Origin of the sequence: Caulobacter sp. Root1472, from assembly GCF_001426985.1 — a bacterium.
GTDB classification, from domain to species: domain Bacteria; phylum Pseudomonadota; class Alphaproteobacteria; order Caulobacterales; family Caulobacteraceae; genus Caulobacter; species Caulobacter rhizosphaerae.
Map to the genome: position 1 here is coordinate 143,054 of NZ_LMFX01000005.1, position 23,005 is coordinate 166,058.

The 23,005-nt window shown below is 68.4% G+C and carries 15 protein-coding genes and 1 tRNA gene; 10 read left to right on the top strand and 6 right to left on the bottom strand.

Going from position 1 to position 23,005, the window contains the following annotated elements:
* The first annotated feature begins 97 nt into the window (after positions 1-97).
* Positions 98-757, top strand: coding sequence for a sulfotransferase domain-containing protein (locus ASD47_RS05660; protein WP_056752823.1), 660 nt, complete (start codon positions 98-100; stop codon positions 755-757).
* Positions 758-1,018: 261 nt separating this feature from the next.
* Here ASD47_RS05660 and ASD47_RS05665 read toward each other — a convergent pair.
* The 3 genes from ASD47_RS05665 to ASD47_RS05675 all read right to left on the bottom strand — a co-directional run bounded on the left by ASD47_RS05665 (position 1,019) and on the right by ASD47_RS05675 (position 4,621).
* A tRNA-Asn gene (locus tag ASD47_RS05665) sits at positions 1,019-1,093 on the bottom strand.
* Between the two features lie 194 nt (positions 1,094-1,287).
* Complete coding sequence (locus ASD47_RS05670; RefSeq protein ID WP_056752826.1) at positions 1,288-3,540, bottom strand: glycoside hydrolase family 3 protein; 2,253 nt, start codon at positions 3,538-3,540, stop codon at positions 1,288-1,290.
* Between the two features lie 58 nt (positions 3,541-3,598).
* Positions 3,599-4,621, bottom strand: a complete 1,023-nt coding sequence (locus ASD47_RS05675) for a LacI family DNA-binding transcriptional regulator (protein WP_056752891.1) — start codon at positions 4,619-4,621, stop codon at positions 3,599-3,601.
* A gap of 709 nt (positions 4,622-5,330) precedes the next feature.
* On the opposite strand from ASD47_RS05675, the gene ASD47_RS05680 reads away from it, so the two are divergent.
* The 3 genes from ASD47_RS05680 (at position 5,331) to ASD47_RS05690 (ending at position 11,582) form a co-directional block, all read left to right on the top strand.
* On the top strand, positions 5,331-8,363 hold the full coding sequence (locus ASD47_RS05680) for a TonB-dependent receptor (RefSeq protein ID WP_235525770.1): 3,033 nt from the start codon (positions 5,331-5,333) through the stop codon (positions 8,361-8,363).
* A gap of 154 nt (positions 8,364-8,517) precedes the next feature.
* Positions 8,518-10,056, top strand: a complete 1,539-nt coding sequence (locus tag ASD47_RS05685) for a tryptophan halogenase family protein (RefSeq protein WP_056752830.1) — start codon at positions 8,518-8,520, stop codon at positions 10,054-10,056.
* Positions 10,057-10,067: 11 nt separating this feature from the next.
* The gene (locus tag ASD47_RS05690) at positions 10,068-11,582 is read left to right on the top strand and encodes a tryptophan halogenase family protein (RefSeq protein WP_056752833.1); all 1,515 of its coding nucleotides are present in this window, start codon (positions 10,068-10,070) and stop codon (positions 11,580-11,582) included.
* Positions 11,583-11,611: 29 nt separating this feature from the next.
* On the opposite strand, the gene ASD47_RS05695 is transcribed toward ASD47_RS05690, so the two are convergent.
* Complete coding sequence (locus tag ASD47_RS05695) at positions 11,612-12,049, bottom strand: hypothetical protein (protein ID WP_056752834.1); 438 nt, start codon at positions 12,047-12,049, stop codon at positions 11,612-11,614.
* Positions 12,050-12,296: 247 nt separating this feature from the next.
* Here ASD47_RS05695 and ASD47_RS05700 point away from each other — a divergent pair, with 247 nt between their 5' ends.
* The 6 genes from ASD47_RS05700 (at position 12,297) to ASD47_RS05725 (ending at position 20,233) form a co-directional block, all read left to right on the top strand.
* Positions 12,297-13,676 carry a DUF6880 family protein gene (locus tag ASD47_RS05700; RefSeq protein WP_056752837.1) on the top strand — a complete coding sequence of 460 codons (1,380 nt, stop codon included), beginning with the start codon at positions 12,297-12,299 and terminating at the stop codon, positions 13,674-13,676.
* A gap of 121 nt (positions 13,677-13,797) precedes the next feature.
* Complete coding sequence (locus ASD47_RS05705) at positions 13,798-14,370, top strand: protein-L-isoaspartate O-methyltransferase (protein ID WP_056752841.1); 573 nt, start codon at positions 13,798-13,800, stop codon at positions 14,368-14,370.
* A gap of 142 nt (positions 14,371-14,512) precedes the next feature.
* The gene (locus ASD47_RS05710; RefSeq protein WP_056752894.1) at positions 14,513-16,030 is read left to right on the top strand and encodes a TolC family outer membrane protein; all 1,518 of its coding nucleotides are present in this window, start codon (positions 14,513-14,515) and stop codon (positions 16,028-16,030) included.
* Positions 16,031-16,148: 118 nt separating this feature from the next.
* A complete protein-coding gene (locus tag ASD47_RS05715) occupies positions 16,149-16,679 on the top strand; it encodes a DUF2497 domain-containing protein (RefSeq protein ID WP_056752843.1) in 531 nt (176 codons plus the stop codon).
* A gap of 247 nt (positions 16,680-16,926) precedes the next feature.
* Positions 16,927-19,650, top strand: coding sequence for a valine--tRNA ligase (locus ASD47_RS05720; RefSeq protein ID WP_056752846.1), 2,724 nt, complete (start codon positions 16,927-16,929; stop codon positions 19,648-19,650).
* Between the two features lie 67 nt (positions 19,651-19,717).
* The gene (locus ASD47_RS05725) at positions 19,718-20,233 is read left to right on the top strand and encodes a DUF4262 domain-containing protein (RefSeq protein WP_162251621.1); all 516 of its coding nucleotides are present in this window, start codon (positions 19,718-19,720) and stop codon (positions 20,231-20,233) included.
* Positions 20,234-20,242: 9 nt separating this feature from the next.
* On the opposite strand, the gene ASD47_RS05730 is transcribed toward ASD47_RS05725, so the two are convergent.
* Positions 20,243-20,665 carry a hypothetical protein gene (locus ASD47_RS05730; protein WP_056752851.1) on the bottom strand — a complete coding sequence of 141 codons (423 nt, stop codon included), beginning with the start codon at positions 20,663-20,665 and terminating at the stop codon, positions 20,243-20,245.
* A gap of 126 nt (positions 20,666-20,791) precedes the next feature.
* Complete coding sequence (locus ASD47_RS05735) at positions 20,792-22,048, bottom strand: serine hydrolase (RefSeq protein WP_082564479.1); 1,257 nt, start codon at positions 22,046-22,048, stop codon at positions 20,792-20,794.
* Positions 22,049-23,005 lie beyond the last annotated feature (957 nt).

The window sequence follows — 23,005 nt, forward strand, 5'->3', positions numbered from 1 at the left end:
TTCAGTGTCCCGCCGCCGCCGGACAGTCCGCCATGGTTCACGCCTTGATCGTCTCGTTGCTATAGAAGCCGTCACCTTACGCAACGCATCGGCTCTCATGATCGTCTGGCTTGCCTCGTTTCCCCGGTCCGGAAACACCCTGCTGCGCAGCGTGCTGCGAGGCGTCTTCGGCCTGGAGACCTTCTCCAAGTATGAGCCGGCCGGTTCGCCGAGCATGGACCAGCGGCTTACTGACCTGATCGGGGTAACGAAGTACGAGGGCGACTTCGGAGCGTTCTCGACAGCGGCTCGCGAGGCCGATGATCTCAGCATCATCAAGACCCATGACGGGCCGGAGGGGCTTGATAAGGCCATCTACGTGGTGCGCGACGGCCTCGTCGCGACGGACTCCTACAGGCACTATAGGACGGCGACGGAAGGTCGGCAGGTCTCCTGGCTGGAAGTTCTGGCCGCTGACCGGCCGTTCGACAACTGGAGCCTTCATCTCGACGCCTGGCGGCCGCTGGAGCGCCCCGAAACGCTGCTTGTGCGATACGAGGATCTCGTCGGCGCGCCTGAGGCTGAAATCGCCCGGATCGCCGCTTTCCTCGGGCGCCCGGCCCTGGCCCGCTGGGTGGACCCCTGGGAGACGGTCAACAGCATCGGGCCGAACTTCTTTCGGCGGGGCAAGGCTGATCGGCCCGCATCGATTACCTCTGACGAGGCCGAGGCCTTCATGGCGCTACACGGAGAGTGGATGGGCCGGCTGGGTTACTAACCCCTATCGGAGACAGGGTCGCGCCCACAGGTCCTTTGTGAACGCCGGCCGTTCGCACCTTGCGCAGACAGGCGACCCGCCCGCATCAGGCCCAGATCTCGTCCGCCGCATCGCCCGTCGCGCCAGACGGTGACGCTGTGATCAGCCGTAAGCAGTCGCCGAAGGTGAGCTTGTGGGGGCGGACATGGAGTCGATGTGGGCTCGACCAGTATTCCCAGGATCACAACCCTGAACCCCCTGAGGGTTGGGCGTGAAAGCGACTGGCTCCGCGGGTAGGATTCGAACCTACGACCAGCCGGTTAACAGCCGGCTGCTCTACCACTGAGCTACCGCGGAACAGGTCGCCTCAGGAAGAGGCCGGGTGATAGCCGCCGATTTGACTCGGTGCAAGCGCATTCGGACAAAAAAACAGCCCGGTCGATGACCGGGCTGTGGAAAGTCAGTGATGTGGGGTGTCTTCAAGAAAGACAGGCCGAAATTCGGCTTTTATGGTTAATCAGGCCTTAATTTCACCTGCGACCAAATGGCTCTCAGCGCTTGATCAGGCCGACGGGAATCGATCGGGCGCCGAGCGCGACCTGGGCCTTGGCGGCCGCGTCGCGAGACGAAGCGCCCAGCGTCACCGTGTAGTCGCCGGCGGCCACCGACCAGCCGTGGGCCTTGTCGTTCCAGGTGGCCAGCAGGCGCGGGTCGACGCTCAGGGACACCCGGGTGGTCGCGCCGGGCGCCAGTTCGACCTTCTTGAAGCCGGCCAGGCGCTGGGGCGCCTCCCAACCCCCCGCCTTGGGCGAGACATAGACCTGCGGCACGGCCTTGCCGGTTCGCTTGCCGGTGTTGCGGACGTCGAAGCTGACGGTCAGGACGCCGCCCTTGGCCTCGGCCTTGAGATTGTCATAGGCGAAGGTCGTGTAGGACAGGCCGTGGCCGAAGGCGAACAGCGGCTGGTGGCCCTTCTTGTCGAACCACTTGTAGCCGACCGCCGCGCCCTCGATCGTGTAGTCGACCGCGAACAGGTCGTCCGGCTTCTTCGGGTCGCCGTCCAGCACCGGGCGGGGCAGCTGGTCCAGGGCGGCGGGGAAAGTGACGGGCAGGCGGCCCGAGGCGTCCACTTCGCCGGTCAGCACGCGGGCGATGGCTTCGCCGCCCTCCGAGCCCGGATACCAGGCCTCGACCACGCCGCCCACCTTGGACAGCCACGGCATCAGCACCGGGCCGCCGGTCTCCAGCACCACCACCGTCTTGCCGTTGGCGGTGGCCACCGCGTCGATCAGGGCGTCCTGGTCGTTCTCCAGCGTCAGGGGGCTGTCGAAGGCCTCGCCGTTCCACTGGGTGGCGAACACCAGCACCACCTCCGCGCCGGCCGCCAGCTTGGCGGCGGCGGCCGTGTCCTTGCCATCGGCGTACTGGATGTCGGCGCCGGGCAGCCGGGCCTTCAGCGCCTTCAGGGGTGAGGAGGGGAAGTAGATCATCGGGCCGGGCCAGCTGGCCGGGCCTTCGCCCTGCACGGCCCGTCCACCGATCGGATAGACCTGCGACGAGCCGCCGCCTGACAGCACGCCGACGTCGGCGTGGCCGCCGATCACGACGATCTTCCGGGCCGTCGACAGCAGGGGCAGCAGGCCCTTGTCGTTCTTCAGCAGCACCACGCCTTCCTCGGCGTCGGCGCGGGTGACCTTGGCGTGGGCGGCGTAGTCGATCGGGGCGATCTTCACCGGCTTTTCGACCACGCCGCTGGCGAACAGGCCGCGCAGGACGCGGCGGGCCATGTCGTCCAGCCGGGCCTGGCTGACCTCGCCCTTGGCCAGGGCGTCCTTCAGCGGGCCCTTGAAGAAGGACTGGGTGTCGAAGGCGTCGCCGGCCGATTCCTGATCGAGGCCGGCGTTTATCGCCTTGGCGCTGGAGTGCGCCGCGCCCCAGTCGGACATCACGTAGTTCTTGTAGCCCCAGTCCTGCTTGAGGACCTTGTTCAGCAGGAAGTCGTTCTCGCAGGCGTAGTCGCCGTTGACCCGATTATAGGCGCACATCACCGAATGCGGGTCGGAGTCCTCGATCGCGAACTGGAAGGCCAGCAGGTCGGAGGTGCGGGCCTCGGCCTCGCCGATCCTGGCGTCCAGCACGAAGCGGCCGGTCTCCTGGCCGTTCAGGGCGTAGTGCTTGATGGTCGAGACGATGGCGTTGGACTGGATGCCCTTGATCTGGGCGCCCACCATCTTGCCGGCCAGCCAGGGGTCCTCGCCGCCATATTCGAAGTTGCGGCCGTTACGGGGCTCGCGGACCAGGTTCACGCCGCCGGCCAGCATGACGTTGAAGCCGGAGGCGCGGGCCTCGGCGCCGATCATCGCGCCACCGGTCTGGGCCAGCTGCGGGTTCCAGGTGGCGGTGGTGGCCATGCCGGAGGGCAGGGCGGTGCGTTCGCGCTTGTTGGGTTCGCCGCCCTGGGTGGCCACGCCGACGCCGGCGTCGGTCTGGAACTGGGCCGGGATGCCCAGCCGCGCGATTCCCGGCACGTAGCCAGCCGAGCCAGGCAGAGCCTCGGGCACGCGCTTGTACTTGTCGCCCATGTCGGCGCCGAAGAAACCGAAGATGACGGTCAGCTTCTCGTCCTGGGTCATGGCCTTGACCGCCAGATCGGCGCGCGTATCGGCGTCAAGCTTGGGGTCCAGCCACGGACGGGTCGCCGGCGCCGCGGCGGGCGCCTGGGCGCAGGCGGCGGTGGCCAGGACGCCGGCGGACGCGCCAAGCATGAGGGCCAGGGCCGGGCCCCGCCAGGTCTGTCGGTTCATAGTACCTCCCGTTTGATCGACGCTGACGATATCCGCCGGCGCGTGTTGGAATTGCGGCCTAGCTTTGGCGAACAGGGCCGGTGGAGTCGCGGATCACCAGGCTATGCTGGGTCAGGATGGTGGCCGCCGCCTTGCCGAGCGCGGCGTTGGCGCTCCAGCCGTTGAGGGCGGTGATGGCCCGCTGGGTCATCTGGTCGAACGGCTGGCGGATCGTGGTCAGGGACGGCCAGATCGCGGCGGCGATCGGCGCGTCGTCGAAACCCACCACCGACAGTTCGTCCGGCAGCTTCAGGCCGCGGCGCTGGGCCTCCATGCAGGTGGCGGCCGCCATGTCGTCATTGGCCGCGAAGATCGCGGTCGGCGGATCGGCCATGTCCAGCAGGGCCTGGGCGCCCGCCAGGCCGCCCTTGAAGCTGAAGTCGCCGGGGACGATCAGGGCGGGATCGGGGCGCGGCTTGCCGGCGGCGGCATAGGCTTCGTAGACGCCGTTGCGGCGCAGCGTGCTGGCGGCGTGGTCGGGGTGGCCGGCGATGTGGCCGATCCGCTCGTGTCCCAGGCTGAACAGGTGCTCGACCACCTCGCGGGCGGCGGCGCGGTCGTCCATCACGATGCTGGGCGACAGGGAATCGGGGCTGGTCGGCGAGATCAGCACGCAGCGCACGCCGTGCTCGCGCAGCAGGGCCTTCAGCGGCGCGAAATCGCATTCGGGCGGCAGCAGCACCATCTCCCGGATGCCGCCCTCGGTCACGAAGGCGCGGATGCGGTCCTGCCAGCCGGCCATGTCGCCCTCGACCAGTTCGGCCGATAGGTGGCGGCCGTTCTGCAGGCAGGCGACCATCAGGGCGTGGTGGATCCGGGTCTGGTAGCCGCCGCTGGGATCGCCCATCAGGATGCCGACCGCCGGGGCGGCCTGGGCGCGCAGGCCCCGCGCCACGGCGTTGGGATGATAGTCCAGGGCCAGCATGGCGGCGCGCACCCGCTCGCGGGTCTTGGCGCTGACGCTCTCGTGGTCGTTCATCACCCGCGAGACGGTCTTGGGCGACACGCCTGCCTGCAGCGCCACATCGTGGATCGTCGCCATGACCTTGTCGCACCCGGACTCCAGGGATCGCCGCGCGCCGACCGTCCTGGTCGCCGCCGCCCCGTCGCCCAAGCCATAGCTCAGCCCGACAACGATGTCATGCGGCAGGACAGATATTTGTCTCTCGATAGACATTTGTCAGGACATTTGGCGTCAAATCCTGACAGTCCGGGCGTGTGATCCGGGATGACGCAACGGAAGCCAATGATCGAGCTTGCGCGGAACTCGCGGTCAAGATGTGCGAGAAAGCTTGACCATATTCGCTAGGCCTATGGTCTTCCTGGCTTGGGGTGACCTAAAAACTAACGTAAAAACAATAAGATGTTTCGAATTGACTCGTCGTGAAGCGGAGCGGGCGGGCTGTAGGTCGGCGTGTTTTTGTACGGGCAAGTCATAAAATGACAACGTTGACATTTCGATTGACACGATCGGGACATTTGTCGATCTTGAGACACGGCTGGGGAGGGCGTGAGCCAGCGCGGCGTCGAGGGACGCCGGGGTCGCCAACGAACTTTCGCTTGAAACGGGGCTCGCCGGGCAGGCCGGCGCTCTCGACGACGGGCGAATGAACCATGCAGCCCGCGCCGAAACCGGCCGGGTCAAGAACGGCCATAAAAACGTTTGGGGAGCGAAGACCTTGTCCAATCCACGAAATCAGTCCGCATGGGCCCGGGGCGTGACCCTGGCGCTGCTGGCGGGCGCCTCGTCCATGGCCCTGGCCACGGGCGCCCACGCCCAGGCCGCGGCGGACGATTCGGCGCAGGTCGACGAAATCGTCGTCACCGGCATCCGCGGTTCGCAAATGCGCTCGGTCGACGTCAAACGGCGCGAGGCCTCGATCGTCGACGCGATTTCGTCGGAAGACATCGGCAAGCTGCCCGACGTCACCATCGCCGACTCGCTGCAGCGCATCCCGGGCGTCCAGATCAAGCGTGACGCCGGCGAGGGCGCGACGGTCAACATCCGCGGCCTGGCCCAGGTCATCACCCTGCTGAACGGCGAACAGTATCTGAGCGCCGGCAACATGGGCTCGGCCCAGCCGAACCTGCTGGACGTGCCGTCGCAGCTGATGAACTCGGTGGTGGTCTACAAGTCGACCGACCCGACCAACGCCCTGTCGGGCATCACCGGCACCATCGACCTGCGCACCCGTCGCCCGTTCCAGATGGAGCAGGGGCTGTCGATCGCCGGCGGCGCCGAAGGTCAGCGCGGCGAGCGCACCAAGGAAAACGACTACCTGATCAACGGCCTGGTCAACTGGCGCAACGACCGCGTCGGCCTGATGGTCTCGGCCGCGGCCAGCAAGGCCAACCTCGGCAACAACTCTTCGGGCGTCGTGGGCCTGTCGGGCAATAACGACTGGGGCGGATCGGCCGCCAACAACTTCATCTCGCCGCACGGCTTCGAAAGCTTCCACCGCGAGGTCGAGCGCAAGCGCCTGGGCGTCAATGTCGCCTTCGAGGCCGACCTGGGCGAGGGCTTCACCCTGGTGGCCGAGGGCTTCTACGCCAAGCTCGACGAATACAACCGCGCGGCCGGCATCAACATCTCCAACCGCTGGGACGGCGGCGCCTTCGGCGTCTGGACCACACCGACGGTGTTCGACAACACCGGGCAGACCAGCACCGGCAACGGCCGCCCGTGGGTGGCCGTCGACGAGTACGACATCAACGCCTGGTGGGTGAACAGCTTCTCGGTGAACCGCACCACCAAGTCGGAGACCAAGAACTACAACCTCGAACTGAAGTACGACAACGGCGGCAACTTCACGAGCGAGGTGCGGGCCATCCGCGCCAACGGCGACCGTCTCAGCATGAACGGCCAGGCCCAGGGCGACCTCAGCAACTGGCAGTACGCGCCCGGCCGCTTCAACCTGTTCCGTGATCCGAACGACCGCACGCGCGGCCCATTCTATCCGGCCGCGATCTGCGCCCAGTATCCGGCCGCGCAGCGCAGCAACGCCGTCGTCGGCAGCGCCGGCGGCTGCTACCTGAACCCCAACCCGCTGGGCTACGGCGCCAATCCGCAGCTGCACTACAACATCGGGGGCGCCAAGGCGGTCTGGAGCGGCTTCGACAACCCGCTGGCCGGCGGCCTGGGGGCGGGCAAGACCCTCAAGGACTACATGGCCAACAAGGACAGCTACGCGATCGCGGCGTTCTCCTCGGAAGGCAACAACGAAGTCCAGTCGGACATGAACGTGTTCCGCGCCGAGGGGCACTACAAGTTCGACGACAACTTCCTGGGCTTCATCACCAAGATCGACGCCGGCGTCCGCCAGAGCGATCGCACGGTCGAGGTCGAGGCGTTCCACCTGTTCTCGCCGTTCTACGGCGGCACGCCGGGCGCGGTGCAGGCCAACGGCCAACCGGTGCCGGCCGCGGGCTGCTTCGCCCAGTGGAAGGCCATCGACGTCGTCATGAACCAGGACCAGTGCCAGGCGGGCGAGTTCGTGCCCAATCCCCTGGGCGGGGCCCCGGTCTTCCAGGGCTACACGGTCAACAAGCCGACCAAGATCGACGCCTACAACAACGTCATCTGGATGGACGACCTGGGCAGCATCACCCAGGGCATCCCGGGCTTCTGGGTCGTGGATCCGCGCGACTTCGACGACGTGAAGTCCTTCCAGGAAAAGGTGTTCGGCGCGGCGGTCCGCTACCAGATCCCCGGCGCCACCTATGACGTGACCCTGAAGGAGCAGAGCGCCTACGCCGACGCCAACTTCGAGATCGGCAAGCTGTCGGGCAATGTCGGCCTGCACGTCATCCAGACCGACCTGCTGGTAAAGCAGAACCTGACGGGGGCCACCCAGAACTACGGCGACACCAACCTGGACGTCGGCGACACGGTCACCCGCCGCAAGTACACCGACTGGCTGCCGTCGCTGAACGCGGTGTACGACGCCACCGACCACCTGAAGTTCCGCTTCGCCTATTCCAAGACGATGCAGCCCCTCGACCTGGGCAACTACGGCGGCGGCCTCAGCATCTCCACCGCCGACTGCGGCACCAAGCCGGGCCGCTGCGTGACGGGCGCCAGCTCGTCGGGCAACCCGTACCTGGATCCCTGGCGCTCGACCAACTTCGACGGCGCGGTCGAATACTATTTCGGCGGCGCCTCGATGGTGAACCTGTCGGCCTTCAAGCTGAAGATCGACAGCTTCGTCACCGGCGGCACCACCACCGGGACGTTCAAGGACGAGGATGGGACGCCGCGCACCGTCAACGTCACCCAGCCCATCCAGGGCGACGGCGGCTCGGTCAAGGGCGTGGAAGTCGGCACGAAGCTGGCCTTCAGCGACCTGCTGCCCGACGGCGGCTTCTTCTCGAACTTCGGGATCGACGCCAACGCCACCTATTCGCCCAGCTCGGAGTCGCGTCTCGGCCTGGACGGCAAGAAGCTGCCGTTCACCGACAACTCCAAGTACCAGTACAACCTCGTCGGCTGGTACCAGGACGACAAGTGGCAGGCCCGCGTGGCCTACAACTACCGGACCGACCGCCTCAGCAGCGTCACCGGCAGTTCCGGCGACAACCTGGCGGTGTTCCAGGACGCCACCGGATTCGTCGATGTGAACGTCAGCTACAACGTGCGCGACAACATCGTCGTCTACCTGAACGGCTCGAACGTCAGCGGCGAGATCGAGAATTACTACGTGAAGTTCGCGGACGGTAAGACTCAGTACTTCAGCCAGAACCAGTTCGAGCCGCGCTACACCCTCGGCATCCGCGCCAAGTGGTGATCTAGACCAGTCCTTCCCTGCGGGCCGCCGTGATCCCCTGTCACGGCGGCTTCTTTTTTTGAGCGGGGCGGCTAGCATGATTATGACCAAGACGGGCGCCGGAAGCCCGCGGGAAGAAGCGGGCACAAGCTTCGATCAAGGGTAGGGAGCCACCATGCAGGACAGCGCGAGCGACCGGCGGATCCGCGACATCGTCATCGTCGGGGGCGGCACGGCGGGCTGGATGGCGGCCGCCAGCCTGAAGCATCACTTCGGCGCGGCGCCGGTCACCATCACCCTGATCGAGTCCTCGGAAATCGGCACGATCGGCGTGGGCGAGGCGACGATCCCGACCATCCGCCGTTTCTACCAGGCCCTGGGCCTGTCCGACATCGACGTGCTGCGCGCCACCGGCGGCACCTGCAAGCTGGGCATCCGCTTCAACGACTGGACGACGCCGGGCGCCTCGTTCATCCACCCGTTCGGCCTCTACGGCCAGGACCTGAAGGGCGTGGCCTTCCATCACTACTGGATGCGGCTGCGAGCCCTGGGCGAGGCCGCGCCGATCGGCGACTATTCGCTGGGCGCCAGCCTGGCGGCCGGCGGCAAGTTCACCACCCCCTCGCGCAACCCGCCCTCGACCCTGTCGGTGTTCGACTGGGCTCTGCATTTCGACGCCGGCCTGTTCGCTCGGCTGATGCGCCAGGTCGCCGAGCAGAACGGCGTGCGCCGCCTCGACGCCAAGATCGTCAAGACCAACCTGCGCGGCGAGGACGGCTTCATCGAGTCCGTGACACTGGACAGCGGCGCGACCGTGGCCGGCGACCTGTTCATCGACTGCTCGGGCTTCCGCGGCCTGCTGATCGAGGAGGCCCTGCACACCGGCTACGAGGACTGGAGCCGGTGGCTGCTGTGCGACGGCGCTATGGCCGTGCAGAGCGAGGGGAAGGGGGACCCGCCGCCCTATACCGACGTCACCGCTCGCCCGGCCGGCTGGCAGTGGCGGATCCCGCTGCAGCATCGCTGGGGCAACGGCTACGTCTATTCCAGCCGCCACACCACCGACGAAGCGGCGAGGATGGTCCTGACCGGCTCATTGGACGAGCGCCTGCTGCACGAGCCGCGCAAGATCGGCTTCCATCCCGGTCGCCGGCTGAAGGCCTGGAACAAGAACTGCATCGCCCTGGGCCTGGCCTCGGGCTTCCTGGAGCCGCTGGAAAGCACCAGCATCGCCCTGATCGAGACCGGCATCGAGAAGATCAAGTCGCTGTTTCCGAACCGCGACTTCGACCCGGCGGTGATCGACGAGTTCAACGAAATGTCGCGCCTGGAGATGGAGCGCGTGCGCGACTTCATCATCCTGCACTACAAGCTCAACCAGCGTCCCGAAGACCCGACCGGCTTCTGGACCCACTGCCGGGAGATGGCGATCCCCGACACCCTCCGGAAGAAGATCGACCTGTGGCGCGCTCAGGGCCACTTCGTCCGCTACCGCTGGGAGATGTTCTCCCCGCCCAGCTGGCTGGCGATCTATGCGGGCTTCGGCCTGCTGCCGGAAACCTACGACCTCAGCGTCGACGGCTTCGACGCCGGCCAGTTGTCGGCCGCCCTGGCCGAAATGCGCAAGGCGGTGGCCGACACGGTGGCGTCCACGCGCGCCCACGGCGACTTCATCGAACAGTACGCCCGCCCGCGATCGGTGGCGGCCGAGTAGGAACCTTTCGCATGGCCCACCTGAACAAGATCGTCATCGTCGGCGGCGGCTCGGCCGGCTGGATCTGCGCGGCCATGCTCAGCCACTATTTCCAGAACGGCCCGACGCAGGTCGAGCTGGTGGAGTCCGAGGAGATCGGCACGATCGGGGTGGGGGAGTCCACCATCCCGCCGTTCCTCCAGCTGATCCGCACCCTGGGGATCAACGAGCAGGAGTTCATCCAGGAAACCCAAGCCGCCTTCAAGCTGGGCATCCGGTTCGAGAACTGGTTGGAGAAGGGCGACGTCTACTACCACCCGTTCGGCCAGATCGGCGGGCCGCTGGAGGTCAACGAGTTCTACCAGTGCTGGCTGCGCGCCAAGCAGAACGGCCATCCGTCCAAGCTCCAGGACTTCGCCCCGGCTTCGGTGATGGCCGAGGCCGGCAAGTTCATGCTGCCGGCGGCCGCGCAGAAGACGATGATCGCCAACGCCAACTACGCCCTGCACGTCGACGCGCGGCTGGTGGCGCTGTACCTGCGCAGGTTCGCCGAGGCGCGCGGCGTCAAGCGCACCGAGGGCATCGTCACCGAGGTGGCGACCCGGCCCGACGGCGGCGTGGCCAAGGTGATCCTGAAGGACGGCCGCGAGGTGGCCGGCGACTTCTTCATCGACTGCTCGGGCTTCCGCGCCCTGCTGATCGGCAAGACCCTGGGCGAGCCGTTCAGGGACTGGGGCGACGTCCTGCTCTGCGACCGCGCCGTCGTGGCCCAGACCGAAAACGTGGGTCCGCCGCATCCCTACACCCTGGTCCAGGCCCAGGATTTCGGCTGGCGCTGGCGCATCCCGCTGCAGCACCGCGCGGGCAACGGCTATGTGTTCGCCAGCAAGTATCTGAGCGACGACGAGGCCACGGCCACGCTGATGCGCCAGGTCCAGGGCGAGGTGGTGCTGGGCCCCAACATCATCCCGTTCAAGACCGGGGTGCGCGAGCGGCCGTGGGTGAAGAACGTGGTCTCGATCGGCCTGTCGTGCGGCTTCATCGAGCCGCTGGAGTCCACGGCCCTGCACCTGATCTACAAGGGCATGGACTACCTGCTGCGGTTCATGCCCGACATGGACGCCGACCCGGTCCTGGCGGCCGAGTACAATCGCCGGATGGTCGCCGACTACGAGGAGATCCGCGACTTCATCGTCCTGCACTACGTGACCACCCGGCGCGACGACACGCCGTTCTGGCGCGACTATCAGCAGGTGGTCCCGCCCGAGAGCCTGCGGGAGCGGATCGCCCTGTTCAAGGCGGCCGGCGTGCTGCGCGACGGCGTCGACGACATGTTCCGCGCGCCCAGCTGGCAGTCGGTGATGGAAGGCATGGGCGTGCGGCCCGAGCGCTACCAGCAGTTGGTCGACCGCATCCCCCTGAGCGTGATCATGAACCTGATGGACAAGTCCGCCCCCATGCTGGCCGACTTCGTGGCGACCTTGCCCAGCCACGAGGAGTTCCTGCGAACCCATTGCCCGGCCGCGCCTTTGAGACGTTCGGCTTAGTCCAAGAGACGTTTCGTCCTGCGCTGAGCTTACCGCCAGCTCTTGGCCTGGGTGATCGTCGCGGGTTCGGTCAGCACCGCGTCCAGCGGCCGGCCGGCCAGGGTGCAGGTCGCGAACCTGACCGGGCCGCCGCCGGTGACGCGGCAGGTCAGGGACCGGGAGAAGGCCGCCGCCATCAGCCGCTCGCGGTCAGCGGGCAGGGCGGCCAGGGTCGGCGAGACCCGCAGCGGAATCCAGCGTTCGGGAGTTGGCCCCTGGGCGATGCAGAGCGTGCGGCCGTCGATGACGTGCAGGACCGGCCCGCTGACGGTCGTTCCGGCGACGGGCGCGGGGGCGCGGCAGGTCTGGGCGAGGGCGCTCTCGGAAGCGCCGCCCGAAGCGCCGCTCTGGGCCAGGGCCGGCGCGCCGGAAGCCAGGGCGGCCAAGACGATGGCCGCCGCGCCCGATCTCGCCCAATCCCTGGCCATGTCGCGGGTCCTCTGAACGGCGACTCAACACGCCCGACGACCTCGCGTTCCAGGCGGAGCCCGTTGAAACCCCTGGCGTTTGTCATCTGTTGCTCAGGCGCCGCACAGGCCGCGCTCTCGGACGAAAGGCGGCGGTTCGGTCGCCGTCGGGCGGTCGTGCTAAAGCAGGGGCGACGGACGCGGCGACTCGGCCGCGCCGGGCGGAAGCGCCCGGGTTGGAAGCGACGGGAGAACTCCGCTGGCGACAGTGAAGCGTACAGGCTCGAAGAAGACCCTGACCACGGCCAACCTGGCCGCCCTGGGCGCCGAGCGGCTGGCCGACCTGCTGATCGACGTCGCCGAGGGCCACGCCCAGATCAAGCGGCGCCTGCGCCTGGAACTGGCCGGCGAGATCGGCCCGGACGATCTGGCCGCCGAACTGGCCAAGCGCCTGGACGCCATCGCCGACAGCCGGGCTCGCATCCACTGGCGCAAGCACAAGGAGTTCGTCCGCGAACTCGACATGCAGCGCGCCCTGATCGCCGGACGGCTGGCTGAGCTGGACCCGACCCCGGCCTTGCCGATGATGCTGCGGTTCCTGGGCCTGGCCGAGGGGGTGTCGCACCGCACCGCCGACGCCAAGGGCGAGATCGAGGCGGTGTTCGACCTGGCGGTCGACGACGTGGCGGCGATCGCGCCCCTGGCCTTGTCCGATCCGCGCGCCTTGGGCGATCAGCTTCTGGACCTGCTGTTGCACGGCCGGGCGGGTTTGGGGCCGCGGGCCTTGAAGAACGCCCTGCCGGCCCTGGGCGCCGAGGGCGTGGCGGCCTTGCGGGCCCGGGTCGAGACGACCATGGCTTCGCAGAAGCGGGTCAGCGGCGCTCTGAAGGCCGCCGTCCAGGTGCTGGCCGACGCCCAGGGCGACGTCGACGGCTATATCGCCCAGTTCACCGACTCCCAGGCCGTGCTGCCGCCGATCGGGGCGCAGATCGCCCGGCGGCTGGCGGCGGCGGGCCGGCTGGACGAGGCGGTGGCGGCGCTGGACCGCTCGACGCCCGGCTCGTTCACCCAGCTGGTCGGGACGGTGCTTGGTCGGCCGACCCTGCCCGGCCCCGGCGCCCTGGACTGGGAGGACGCCTATATCGAGGTGCTGGAGGCGCGCGGGCAAGGCGCCCTGGCCCAGGAGATGCGCTGGACAAGCTTCGAGCGCGGCCTGTCGATCGAACGCCTGCGCGACCATCTCAAGCGCCTGCCCGACTTCGACGACGTCGAGGCCGAGGAGAGGGCCCTGACCCATGCCGAGGATTTCCACGACGTCCACGCGGCGCTGGATTTCCTGATCCGCTGGCCGGCCTGGGACCGCGCGGCGCGGCTGGTGCTGCGCCGGTCCGCCGACCTGGACGGCGACCGGCCGGAGCTGCTGGAGCCGGCCGCCCGCGCCATCGAGGGCCGCCACCCGCTGGCCGCCACCCTGCTGCTGCGGGCGATGATCCTGGACACCGCCCGCTACGCCCGCACCGCCCGCTACAAGGACGCCCAGCGCCAGCTGCTGGAAGCCGCCTCCCTGGCCCCGGCCATCGCCGACTGGGACGGCCACGAAGACGCCGACGCCTTCGCCGCGCGGGCGGCGGGTTTTCGGCGCTGGTAGCCGCTGATGGGCGTTGGGGCGCCGCGCATGCTACGGCCAGGTTACTGCAAACCCTCGATTGCCTAGAGCCGAGCGCCGGACCTATAAGCGGGCTGAAAATTCCAGCCCTTCGAGGGATTCCATGAGCTCCGATTTCGCCGCCGCGCGCCTGAACATGGTCGAAAGCCAGATCCGCACGGCCGACGTCACCGATCTGCCCCTGCAGGACGCCCTGCGGGTCGTGCCGCGCGAGGCCCTCGTGCCGGCCGGCAAGGGCTATCTGGCCTATGCCGACGCCGACGTCGAATACGCCCCCGGCCGCTGGCTGCTGCGCCCGCGCGACGTGGGCAAGCTGCTGCAGCACCTGCGTCCGCGCGAAGGCGACAAGGCCCTGGCCATCGCCGCGCCTTACGCCGCCGCCGTGCTCGAGCAGATGGGTCTCGCCGTCACCCGGCTGGACGGCGACGACCTGACCGCCGTGCCGGGCTCGGGCTATGACGTGATCATCTGCGAGGGCGCCGTGCCGCGGGCCCCGGCCAGTTGGACAAAGGCCCTGGCCCAGGGCGGGCGGCTGGCGGTGATCGAACGCGAAGGGCCGGTCGGTCGCGCCGTGATCTATGTCCGGGCCGAGGACGGCCTGGGCCGTCGCGCGGTCTTCGACGCCACCCCGCCGATGCTGGCCGGCTTCGCGGTCGAACAAGGCTTTGCGTTCTGACGACTTGGGTCCAGAAAGCCGGAGCGCAACGTTTGCGTGAAAAAAGCTTAACTAGCCGCCTCTGGTCTCGCGCCCTACAGCCAATCATAGTGGGTGCGGGCGTCGCGCCAGTCTGGCGAAGGTTTCGAGGGGAATGAAGTGGATGTCGAATAGCCGTCGGGCCGCTTTACTGGCCGCCGCTTGCAGCGTGGGCCTGATGGCGGGCCTTGCTTCCGTCGCGCACGCCGAAACCCTCGCCGACGCCCTGGCCCTGGCCTATCAGACCAACCCCACCCTGCAAGGCCAGCGCGCCAACCAGCGGTTCACCGACGAGGGCGTGGTCCAGGCCAAGACGGCGTTCCGGCCCAGCGTGACCGGTTCGGCCAGCATCAGCGGCACCCACACTGAACTGGCCAATCCCGGCACCAGCGCCGCGGTGGTCGGCGGCCAGATCGTCCAGGTGCCCAATCGCGACCACGCCGACTCCGCCGGCAGCGGCGCCTCGCTCAGCCTGGGCCAGGCGCTCTATACGGGCGGCCGGGCCAGCGCCAACCTGTCGGCCGCCGAGGCCGACGTGCTGGCCGGTCGCGAGGACCTGCGCAGCGTCGAGCAGTCGGTGCTGGGCAGCGTCATCCAGAGCTATGTCGACGTCCGGCGCGACCAGGAACGCCTGCGCATCGCCCAGGAGAACGTCACCGTCCTGACCCGCCAGCTGGAGGAATCCAAGGCGCGCTTCGAGGTCGGCGAGATCACCCGCACCGACGTGGCCCAGTCCGAGGCCCGCTTGGCCGCGGCCCAGGCCAGCCTGTCCTCGGCGCAGGCCATCCTGGCCGCCAGCCGGGCGGCCTACGCCGCCGTGGTCGGCCAGAACCCGACCGACCTGGCCCCCGAGCCGTCCCTGGCCGCCCTGCTCCCCGCCAGCGTCGAGCAGGCCTTCGACCTGGTCGACAAGAACAATCCGTCGATCCAGGCCGCCCGCTACGCCGAGCAGGCCGCCGCCGCCCGCGTCGCCGCCGCCAAGGCCGTCTATCGTCCCACGGTCTCGGCCCGGGCGGGCCTGGGCTGGGACGCCAGCGAGATCAACAGCGCCGGCCGCCAGTACGGCGACTACGATCGCGCGGTCAGCGGCTCGATCACCGCGTCGGTGCCGCTGTTCACCGGCGGCCTGAACGCCTCGCAGGTCCGCGCGGCCAAGGAGCGCGAGAACGCGGCCCGCATCGCGGTCGAGGGCGCCCAGCGCCAGGCCCTGCAGCAGATCTCGACCGCCTGGAACAACCTGCTGGCCTCGCGCGCCAACCTCGTCTCGAACGAGGAGCAGGTCCGGGCCACCAAGATCGCCTTCGAGGGCGTGCGCCAGGAGCAGCAGGTCGGCCTGCGCACCACCCTGGACGTGCTGAACGCCCAGCTGGAACTGGCCAACGCCGAGGTCGCCCTGGTGGTGGCCCGCCGCGACGAATACGTGGCCAGCGCCAGCGTGCTGCAGGCCATGGGCGTGCTGAACGTCGCCAACCTGGCCCCCGAGCTCGAGCGCTACGATCCGGTCAAGTCGTACAACAAGGTCAACCACGCCTTTGGCTGGGTGCCCTGGGAGCCCGTGGTGCGGGCGGTCGACAAGGTCGGCGGGCCGTCGACGGCGGTCAAGGCCGCGCCCCGCGCCTCGACGACGGCGCCCGGCAAATAGGGCGAATTGAAGCGTCGGCGATGCTTGAGCTTGCTTAACCGGCGCAAGTCTGCACCATCCTGGTCGGCGCCTGTCAGGGCGCTCCAGGATTCGTACCCTCTTCGAGACGGCCCCGCACATGTCCGACCAGAGCCCGCAAGAACCGACGATGGAGGAGATCCTCGCCTCCATCCGACGCATCATCTCGGAAGATGACGCGCCGGCGGAGGCCGCCGCGGCGCCCGAACCGGAGCCCGCGCCCATCGAGGAGGCCCCGGCCGAGGACGACGTCCTGGAGCTGACCGATCCGATCGAGCCTCCCGCGCCGGTCGAGAGCCTGGGCGATATCGACGTCTATTCGCCTGAGCCCGAGCCGGAGCCCGCCCCGGCGCCGGCTCCGCCGCCCGAACCGGCCCCCGCGCCGGCGTTCTCGCGCGACGAGGTGGCCGACAACCTGGTGGGCGACCACGCCGCCGGCCTGGCCGCCAGCGCCTTCGGCAGCCTCAGCTCGGCCCTGCTGATGCCCAAGGACGGCCGCACCCTGGAGGATGTCGTGCGCGAACTGCTGCGCCCGCTGCTCAAGGAGTGGCTGGACCAGAACCTGCCGCGCATCGTCGAGACCAAGGTCGAGGAAGAAGTCCACCGCATCGCCCGCGGTCGCAGCGTATAAGGGCTCAACCGCTCTGCGTCCTTCGAGGCTCGCCGCTGGCGAGCACCTCAGGATGAGGGCGGTGGGTTGCTTCTGCTTTCCTCATCCTGAGGCGCCCACGCCGTGGGCCTCGAAGGACGCAGGGCGGCGCAACCTGTGAAATCCAAGAGGCGGTCGCTGCGGCGGCCGCCTTTTTCCGTCCTGAATCCCCATTGAACCAAGGCCCAAGGTTTCGCCCGGCGGCCGCAGATGGCATACCCACCGCGCCATGCTTGAAAAGACCTTCGATCCCAAATCCGTCGAACCCCGCCTGTACGCCGCCTGGGAGGCCTCCGGGGCCTTCAAGCCCAGCGAGGCGCCGGGCGCCGAGGCGTTCACGATCGTCATCCCGCCGCCCAACGTCACCGGCTCGCTGCACATCGGCCACGCGCTGAACAACACGCTGCAGGACGTGCTGACCCGCTTCCACCGCATGCGCGGCAAGTCGGCGCTGTGGCTGCCAGGCACCGACCACGCCGGCATCGCCACTCAGATGGTCGTCGAGCGCCAGCTGGCCGCCGCCGGCAATATCGGCCGTCGCGAGATGGGCCGCGAGGCCTTCGTCGAGAAGGTCTGGGAATGGAAGGCCGAAAGCGGTGGGGCGATCACCAACCAGCTGCGCCGCCTGGGCGCCAGCTGCGACTGGTCGCGCGAGCGCTTCACCCTGGACGAGGGCCTCTCGGCCGCCGTCCGCAAGGTGTTCGTCCAGCTCTACAAGCAGAACCTGCTGTATCGTGACAAAAGATTGGTCAACTGGGACCCGCAGTTCCAGACCGCCATCTCCGACCTCGAGGTCGAGCAGAAGGAGGTCGACGGCCACTACTGGCACTTCGCCTATCCGCTGGCTGACGGCGTGACCTTCCAATACCCGGTCGCCTTCGACGACGAGGGCAAGGCGACGGAATTCGAGACCCGCGACTTCATCGTCGTGGCCACCACGCGTCCGGAGACGATGCTGGGCGACACCGCCGTGGCCGTCCATCCGTCGGACGAACGCTACAAGGACCTGGTCGGCAAGGACGTGGTCCTGCCGATCGTCGGCCGCCGCATCCCGATCGTCGCCGACGACTACGCCGACCCGACCAAGGGCTCGGGCGCGGTCAAGATCACTCCGGCCCATGACTTCAACGACTTCGGCGTGGGCAAGCGCCACGGCCTGCCGGCGATCAACATCCTGACGCCGGACGCGCGGCTGAACGACGAGGTCCCCGAAGCCTATCGCGGCCTGGACCGCTTCGCGGCCCGCAAGGCGATCGTCGCCAAGGCCGAGGAAGACGGCTGGCTGCGCGAGATCGAGAAGACCCGCCACATGGTCCCGCACGGCGACCGCTCGGGCGTGGTCATCGAGCCCTACCTGACCGACCAGTGGTACGTCGACGCCAAGACCCTGGCCCAGCCCGCCCTGAAGGCGGTGGAGGAGGGAGCGACGGTCTTCGAGCCCAAGCACTGGGAAAAGACCTATTTCGAGTGGCTGCGCAACATCGAGCCCTGGTGCGTCTCGCGCCAGCTGTGGTGGGGCCACCGGATCCCGGCCTGGTTCGGACCTGACGGCCACATCTTCGTCGAGGAGACCGAGGAAGAGGCCCTGGCCGCCGCCATCCTGCACTATGGCGACGAGGCCCCGGTGCTGAAGCGCGACGAGGACGTCCTCGACACCTGGTTCAGCTCGGCCCTGTGGCCGTTCTCGACCCTGGGCTGGCCGGAGAAGACCGAAGACCTGGCCAAGTTCTACCCGACCAGCACCCTGGTCACCGGCTTCGACATCATCTTCTTCTGGGTGGCCCGGATGATGATGATGGGCATCCACTTCATGGGCGAAGTCCCGTTCAAGCAGGTGTTCATCAACGCCCTCGTCCGCGACGAGAAGGGCGCCAAGATGAGCAAGTCCAAGGGCAACGTGATGGACCCTCTGGTCCTGATCGACGAACTGGGCTGCGATGCGGTGCGCTTCACCATGACGGCGATGTCGGGGCAGGCCCGCGACATCAAGCTGAGCAAGCAGCGCATCGAGGGCTACCGCAACTTCGGCACCAAGCTGTGGAACGCCTCGCGCTTCGCCCAGATGAACGAGTGCGTCCGCGTCGAGGGCTTCGACCCGGCCACCGTCCGCCAGCCGATCAACAAGTGGATCCGCGGCGAGACGGTCAAGACCGCCGCCGAGGTGACGCGCGCCCTGGAGGCCCCGGCTTTCAGCGACGCCGCCGACGCGCTCTACAGGTTCATCTGGAACGTGTTCTGCGACTGGTACGTCGAACTGGCCAAGCCGATCCTCAACGGCGACGACGCCGAGGCCAAGGCCGAGACCCGGGCCACGGCCGCCTGGGCGCTGGACGTGATCCTCAAGCTGCTGCACCCGGTCATGCCGTTCATCACCGAGGAGCTGTGGGACAAGACCGCCGAGTTCGGCGCGCCCCGCCAGGGCATGCTGATCGTCGAGAAGTGGCCCGAGCTTCCGGAAGCCTGGATCGATGCCGACGCCGAGGCCGAGATCGGCTGGCTGGTCGAGACGGTCGGCGAGATCCGCTCGATCCGCGCTGAGATGAACGTGCCGCCGGGCGCCAAGCCGCCGCTGTCGGTGATCGGGGCCGGTCCCGAGACGAAGGCGCGCCTGGCCCGGCACCGCGACCTGCTGCTGAGCCTGGCCCGGCTGGACAGCGCCCGCGAGGCCGAGACGGCGCCGGCGGGCTCGGTCCCGATCGTGCTGGGCGAGGCGACCGGCGCCCTGGCCATCGCCGAGTTCATTGACCTGACGGCCGAGAAGGCTCGCCTGGCCAAGGAGATCGCCGGCCATGTCGGCGAGATCGAGAAGACGGCCAAGAAGCTGAACAACCCCGACTTCCTGGCCCGCGCCAAGGAAGAGGTGGTCGAGGAGAACCGCGAGCGCCTGGCCGAGGCGGAGGCCGCCAAGGCCAAGCTGGAAGCGGCCTTGGCGCGGCTGGAAGCGGTGGGGTAGCAAGCTGACGCCTGGCGGCCTTTTCGCAGGCCGTCAGGTTTAAGATCATTTGGTCCGGGGCGACGGCGTGACCGACTACGAAGAGCGGATCGCTTCGAACATCGCCGAACACGGCTGGTTCTGCGTCAGCGTGCTGGGCGACGCCACCCGGCCGCCCTTCTCCTATTCGGTCGGATTCGCCGAAACGCTCAACGCGCCTGAATTCATCGTCCTCGGAATGTCCGGAAAGATGGGACACGGCATGCTCTGGGAGCTCTTCCGTGCGCTCAAGAACGGCGCGCCGGCGCCGGGTGATGGCGACCGCGTCGCAGGCATTCTTTCGGGCTACGACTGCATCGCGAGAAAGGTGCATCCGGACAACGTCGTCCGTGACTACTTCAATTCGGCGATCTGGCGTTGGGGCGATCCGACCCTTCGGGGCGCACCGCTTCAGGCCTGTCAACTCCTCTGGCCGGGCCTCGACGGCCTATTCCCTTGGGAGCCTGGATGTGAGCCGGAGGTGCGCGCGGTTCAGCCGCTGCTCTTCGAACCGCCACGCCCCAAGGGTTTGGCGGCCAGGTTTCGCAAGCTGCTGAACCGCTAGACGGACCGGCTATTGCTTCTTCGCGCCGCCCAGCATGCCTTCGATCTCGGCCTTGCTGGCGTTGATCAGGGTGGCGCCGTCGCGGACGGCCAGGTTGGCGACGTCGACGGCGAAGGTCTTGTCGTCCATCTTGATGGTGGCCATCGACTTGCCGGTGGCGTCCGGCTTGACCTCGGCGACCGAGCCGATGACCGCGCCGGAATTGTCCTTGACCGGCTGGCCGGCCGTCACCGGAGCTGTGGCGGTCGCGGAGGTGGGGGCCGAGGTTCCGGTGGGGGCCGAGGTTCCGGTCGGGGCCGTGGTGGAATCCTGGGCGGGGGCAGCCGCGGCCGGGTCCTGAGCCGGGGCGGTCGGAGTCGTGGTCTGGGCCAGGGCCGGGGCGGCGATGGCGAGGGCTACGGCGGCGGCGCCGAGGGTCAGAAATGAACGCATGCGGTTTCCCATCTGTCGAAACGTCCCCCGACGTTCTGTTACGCTGACGCGACAATGGGGCGTCGGCTGGACGCTGATGCGGTCAAAATGGGTCCATGTGCGAACGCGGTTCGCTCAAGGGCCCGATCAGCGGCCGTAGACGGCGTCGCGGACCTGGGTGGTGAAGGGGCCGTTCATCCCCTCGAACGCGGTGTTGGTCATGATCACCACGGTCAGGCCGGCCTTGGCGTCGACGAACCAGTTGTGGCCGTAGACCCCGCCCCAGGCGATCGTGCCGGCCGCCTGCGGGGTCTTGGCGACGGCGGGGTCGTCCAGCACCGCCCAGCCATAGCCGAAGCCCCAGCCGGGACCTTGGGTCGCCGCCTGCGGTCCGACCTGGTCCTTCATCATCTGCGCGACCGTCGAGGCCTTCAGGATCGGGGCGCCGCCCTTGCGGACGGTCTCCAGCAGGGCCAGCACGTCGCCGGCCGTGCCGACCATGCCCGCGCCGCCGGACGGGAAGGCGGTCTTGTCCGTGGCCCGGCTCGGCGCGAAGCGCACCGCCGTGGGCCCCAGCGGCACGTCCTGGTTGTCGGTCATCCGGGTCGGCTCGGGCTGGGCGTTGACATAGGGCGTCGCCAGCCGGGCCGGGTCGCGGGCGACGAAGCCGGCGTCGGCAAGGCCCAGCGGCGTCGTGACGGTCTCGGCCACGACCTGGGGCAGGGGCTTGCCCGTCGCCTTCTCGACCACCGCGCCCAGCACGTCGATGGCCAGCGAATAGCGCCACCGCGAGCCGGGCGGGAAGGCCAGGGGCGCCTGGCCCAGGCGGCGGATGTTCTCGTCCAGGCTGATCCCCGACAGGTCGATGCCGTCAGACACGCCCAGCCGGTGGTAGGGGTGCGACGGCGCCTCGGCCAGGCCGTAGGTCAGGCCGCTGGTGTGGTTCAGCAGCTGGCGCAGGGTGATGACCGGCGCGGTTCCGTCGGCCAGCTTCGGCTTGAAGTCCGGCAGCCACCGGGTCACGGGATCGTCGAGCCGAAGCTTGCCGTCCTCGACCAGCTTCATCACCGCCACGCTGACGAACGGCTTGGTCACCGAGGAGAAGCGGAAGACGGCGTCCTCGCGCATTCGACGGCCGGACTCGCGGTCGGCCAGGCCGGCGGCGCGGTGGTAGACCAGCTTGCCGTCGCGGGCGACCAGCACCACGGTCCCGACCAGCCGGTGCTCGGCCAGGGCGGTGTCGACCACCTTGTCCAGCCGGGCGGCCATGGGCGCGTCGAGGGCCGCGTCGGGCGCGGCGGCGATGGCTGCGGGCGCTGGGCTTGCTGGGGGCGGCGCGGCGAGGCCGGGCGAGGCCAGGACCAGGCTGGCGGCGACGGCGAGGCTGGAGATCCACGGACGCATGCGACGACTCCCTTTGCTGAACCTGAGGTAGGGCGATCCTTTGGAGGCGACAAGCCGTATGGACTCACTGCCGGGGACGCGCTCTCACGGCAAGACGCCGGCCGGTTTGCAGGGCGCCGGTTGTGAGTGCGTGTCCCCTACGGATCCGCTGAGTCCGGCGCTGAAGTGTCACGACGTGGTGGGTGACGTTGGGGACATGCACTCACCCCGAAGGTCGCGGATCGATCCGCGACGCTTCGCCGTGAGTGCACGTCCCCGGCGGCTTATGCTCGGTGGATAGCGGACAGAGTCTCAGGATTTCAACGCCTTGAACTTTCTCGACCTGATTTGATCCTCACCCCTTCAAACCACCCGTATCCTGATCTCACCTGGAAGCACGGGGAGGGCGCACGTACGGCGACCGATGCGGCTTTCAGGGGTGGACGAGCGGGAAGGCCTTGTCCGCCGTGCTTCTTCGGAAGCGAAGCGTCCAGGTCGGTTCGGAGCAGGTTCGCCTCAGTCGCGACGAAACTCCGGCGCCCGGATAGGCGGATAGGGCCAGCAGGCCCGGGCTGAAATCGCCCGGGCGGTCCAGGACGGAGCCAACGTCCTGCCCGTCGGGGGTCTCCATCGGAGCGGGTTAAAAATCCGCGACCCGAAGGCTTCCGGATAACGGCTCCACGCGAAGCGCTCGAACTTCGTCGAAACGGTACAAACATCAAAGCTACTCCGGGCGAGGCCCGGGCGCTTCGCACCCTTCCCATCCGATCGCAGCTTCGGCGCGTGAGTGCGAAGCTGTGTCCGCCGAAGACCCCTTCAGTCGCTACGCGACAGCTCCCCCAGAGGGGGAGCATCTAGCGCGATTAGATCCTCCCCCTCTGGGGCAGGGGAATCGCATATGGATTTTTGGTCCGAACGGGATTCTGAGGGTGTCTCCTTGTGAGAGGGAGACGGTCGGATGGAGACGTTCGCGGCTTG

Coding starts and splice junctions, on each gene's coding strand:
- ASD47_RS05710 (WP_056752894.1), top strand. CDS start 14,513: ATGTCGAATAGCCGTCGGGCCGCTTTACTGGCCGCCGCTTGCAGCGTG.
- ASD47_RS05705 (WP_056752841.1), top strand. CDS start 13,798: ATGAGCTCCGATTTCGCCGCCGCGCGCCTGAACATGGTCGAAAGCCAG.
- ASD47_RS05680 (WP_235525770.1), top strand. CDS start 5,331: ATGGCCCTGGCCACGGGCGCCCACGCCCAGGCCGCGGCGGACGATTCG.
- ASD47_RS05720 (WP_056752846.1), top strand. CDS start 16,927: ATGCTTGAAAAGACCTTCGATCCCAAATCCGTCGAACCCCGCCTGTAC.
- ASD47_RS05660 (WP_056752823.1), top strand. CDS start 98: ATGATCGTCTGGCTTGCCTCGTTTCCCCGGTCCGGAAACACCCTGCTG.
- ASD47_RS05690 (WP_056752833.1), top strand. CDS start 10,068: ATGGCCCACCTGAACAAGATCGTCATCGTCGGCGGCGGCTCGGCCGGC.
- ASD47_RS05730 (WP_056752851.1), bottom strand. CDS start 20,665: ATGCGTTCATTTCTGACCCTCGGCGCCGCCGCCGTAGCCCTCGCCATC.
- ASD47_RS05695 (WP_056752834.1), bottom strand. CDS start 12,049: ATGGCCAGGGATTGGGCGAGATCGGGCGCGGCGGCCATCGTCTTGGCC.
- ASD47_RS05675 (WP_056752891.1), bottom strand. CDS start 4,621: ATGGCGACGATCCACGATGTGGCGCTGCAGGCAGGCGTGTCGCCCAAG.
- ASD47_RS05685 (WP_056752830.1), top strand. CDS start 8,518: ATGCAGGACAGCGCGAGCGACCGGCGGATCCGCGACATCGTCATCGTC.
- ASD47_RS05715 (WP_056752843.1), top strand. CDS start 16,149: ATGTCCGACCAGAGCCCGCAAGAACCGACGATGGAGGAGATCCTCGCC.
- ASD47_RS05735 (WP_082564479.1), bottom strand. CDS start 22,048: ATGCGTCCGTGGATCTCCAGCCTCGCCGTCGCCGCCAGCCTGGTCCTG.
- ASD47_RS05670 (WP_056752826.1), bottom strand. CDS start 3,540: ATGAACCGACAGACCTGGCGGGGCCCGGCCCTGGCCCTCATGCTTGGC.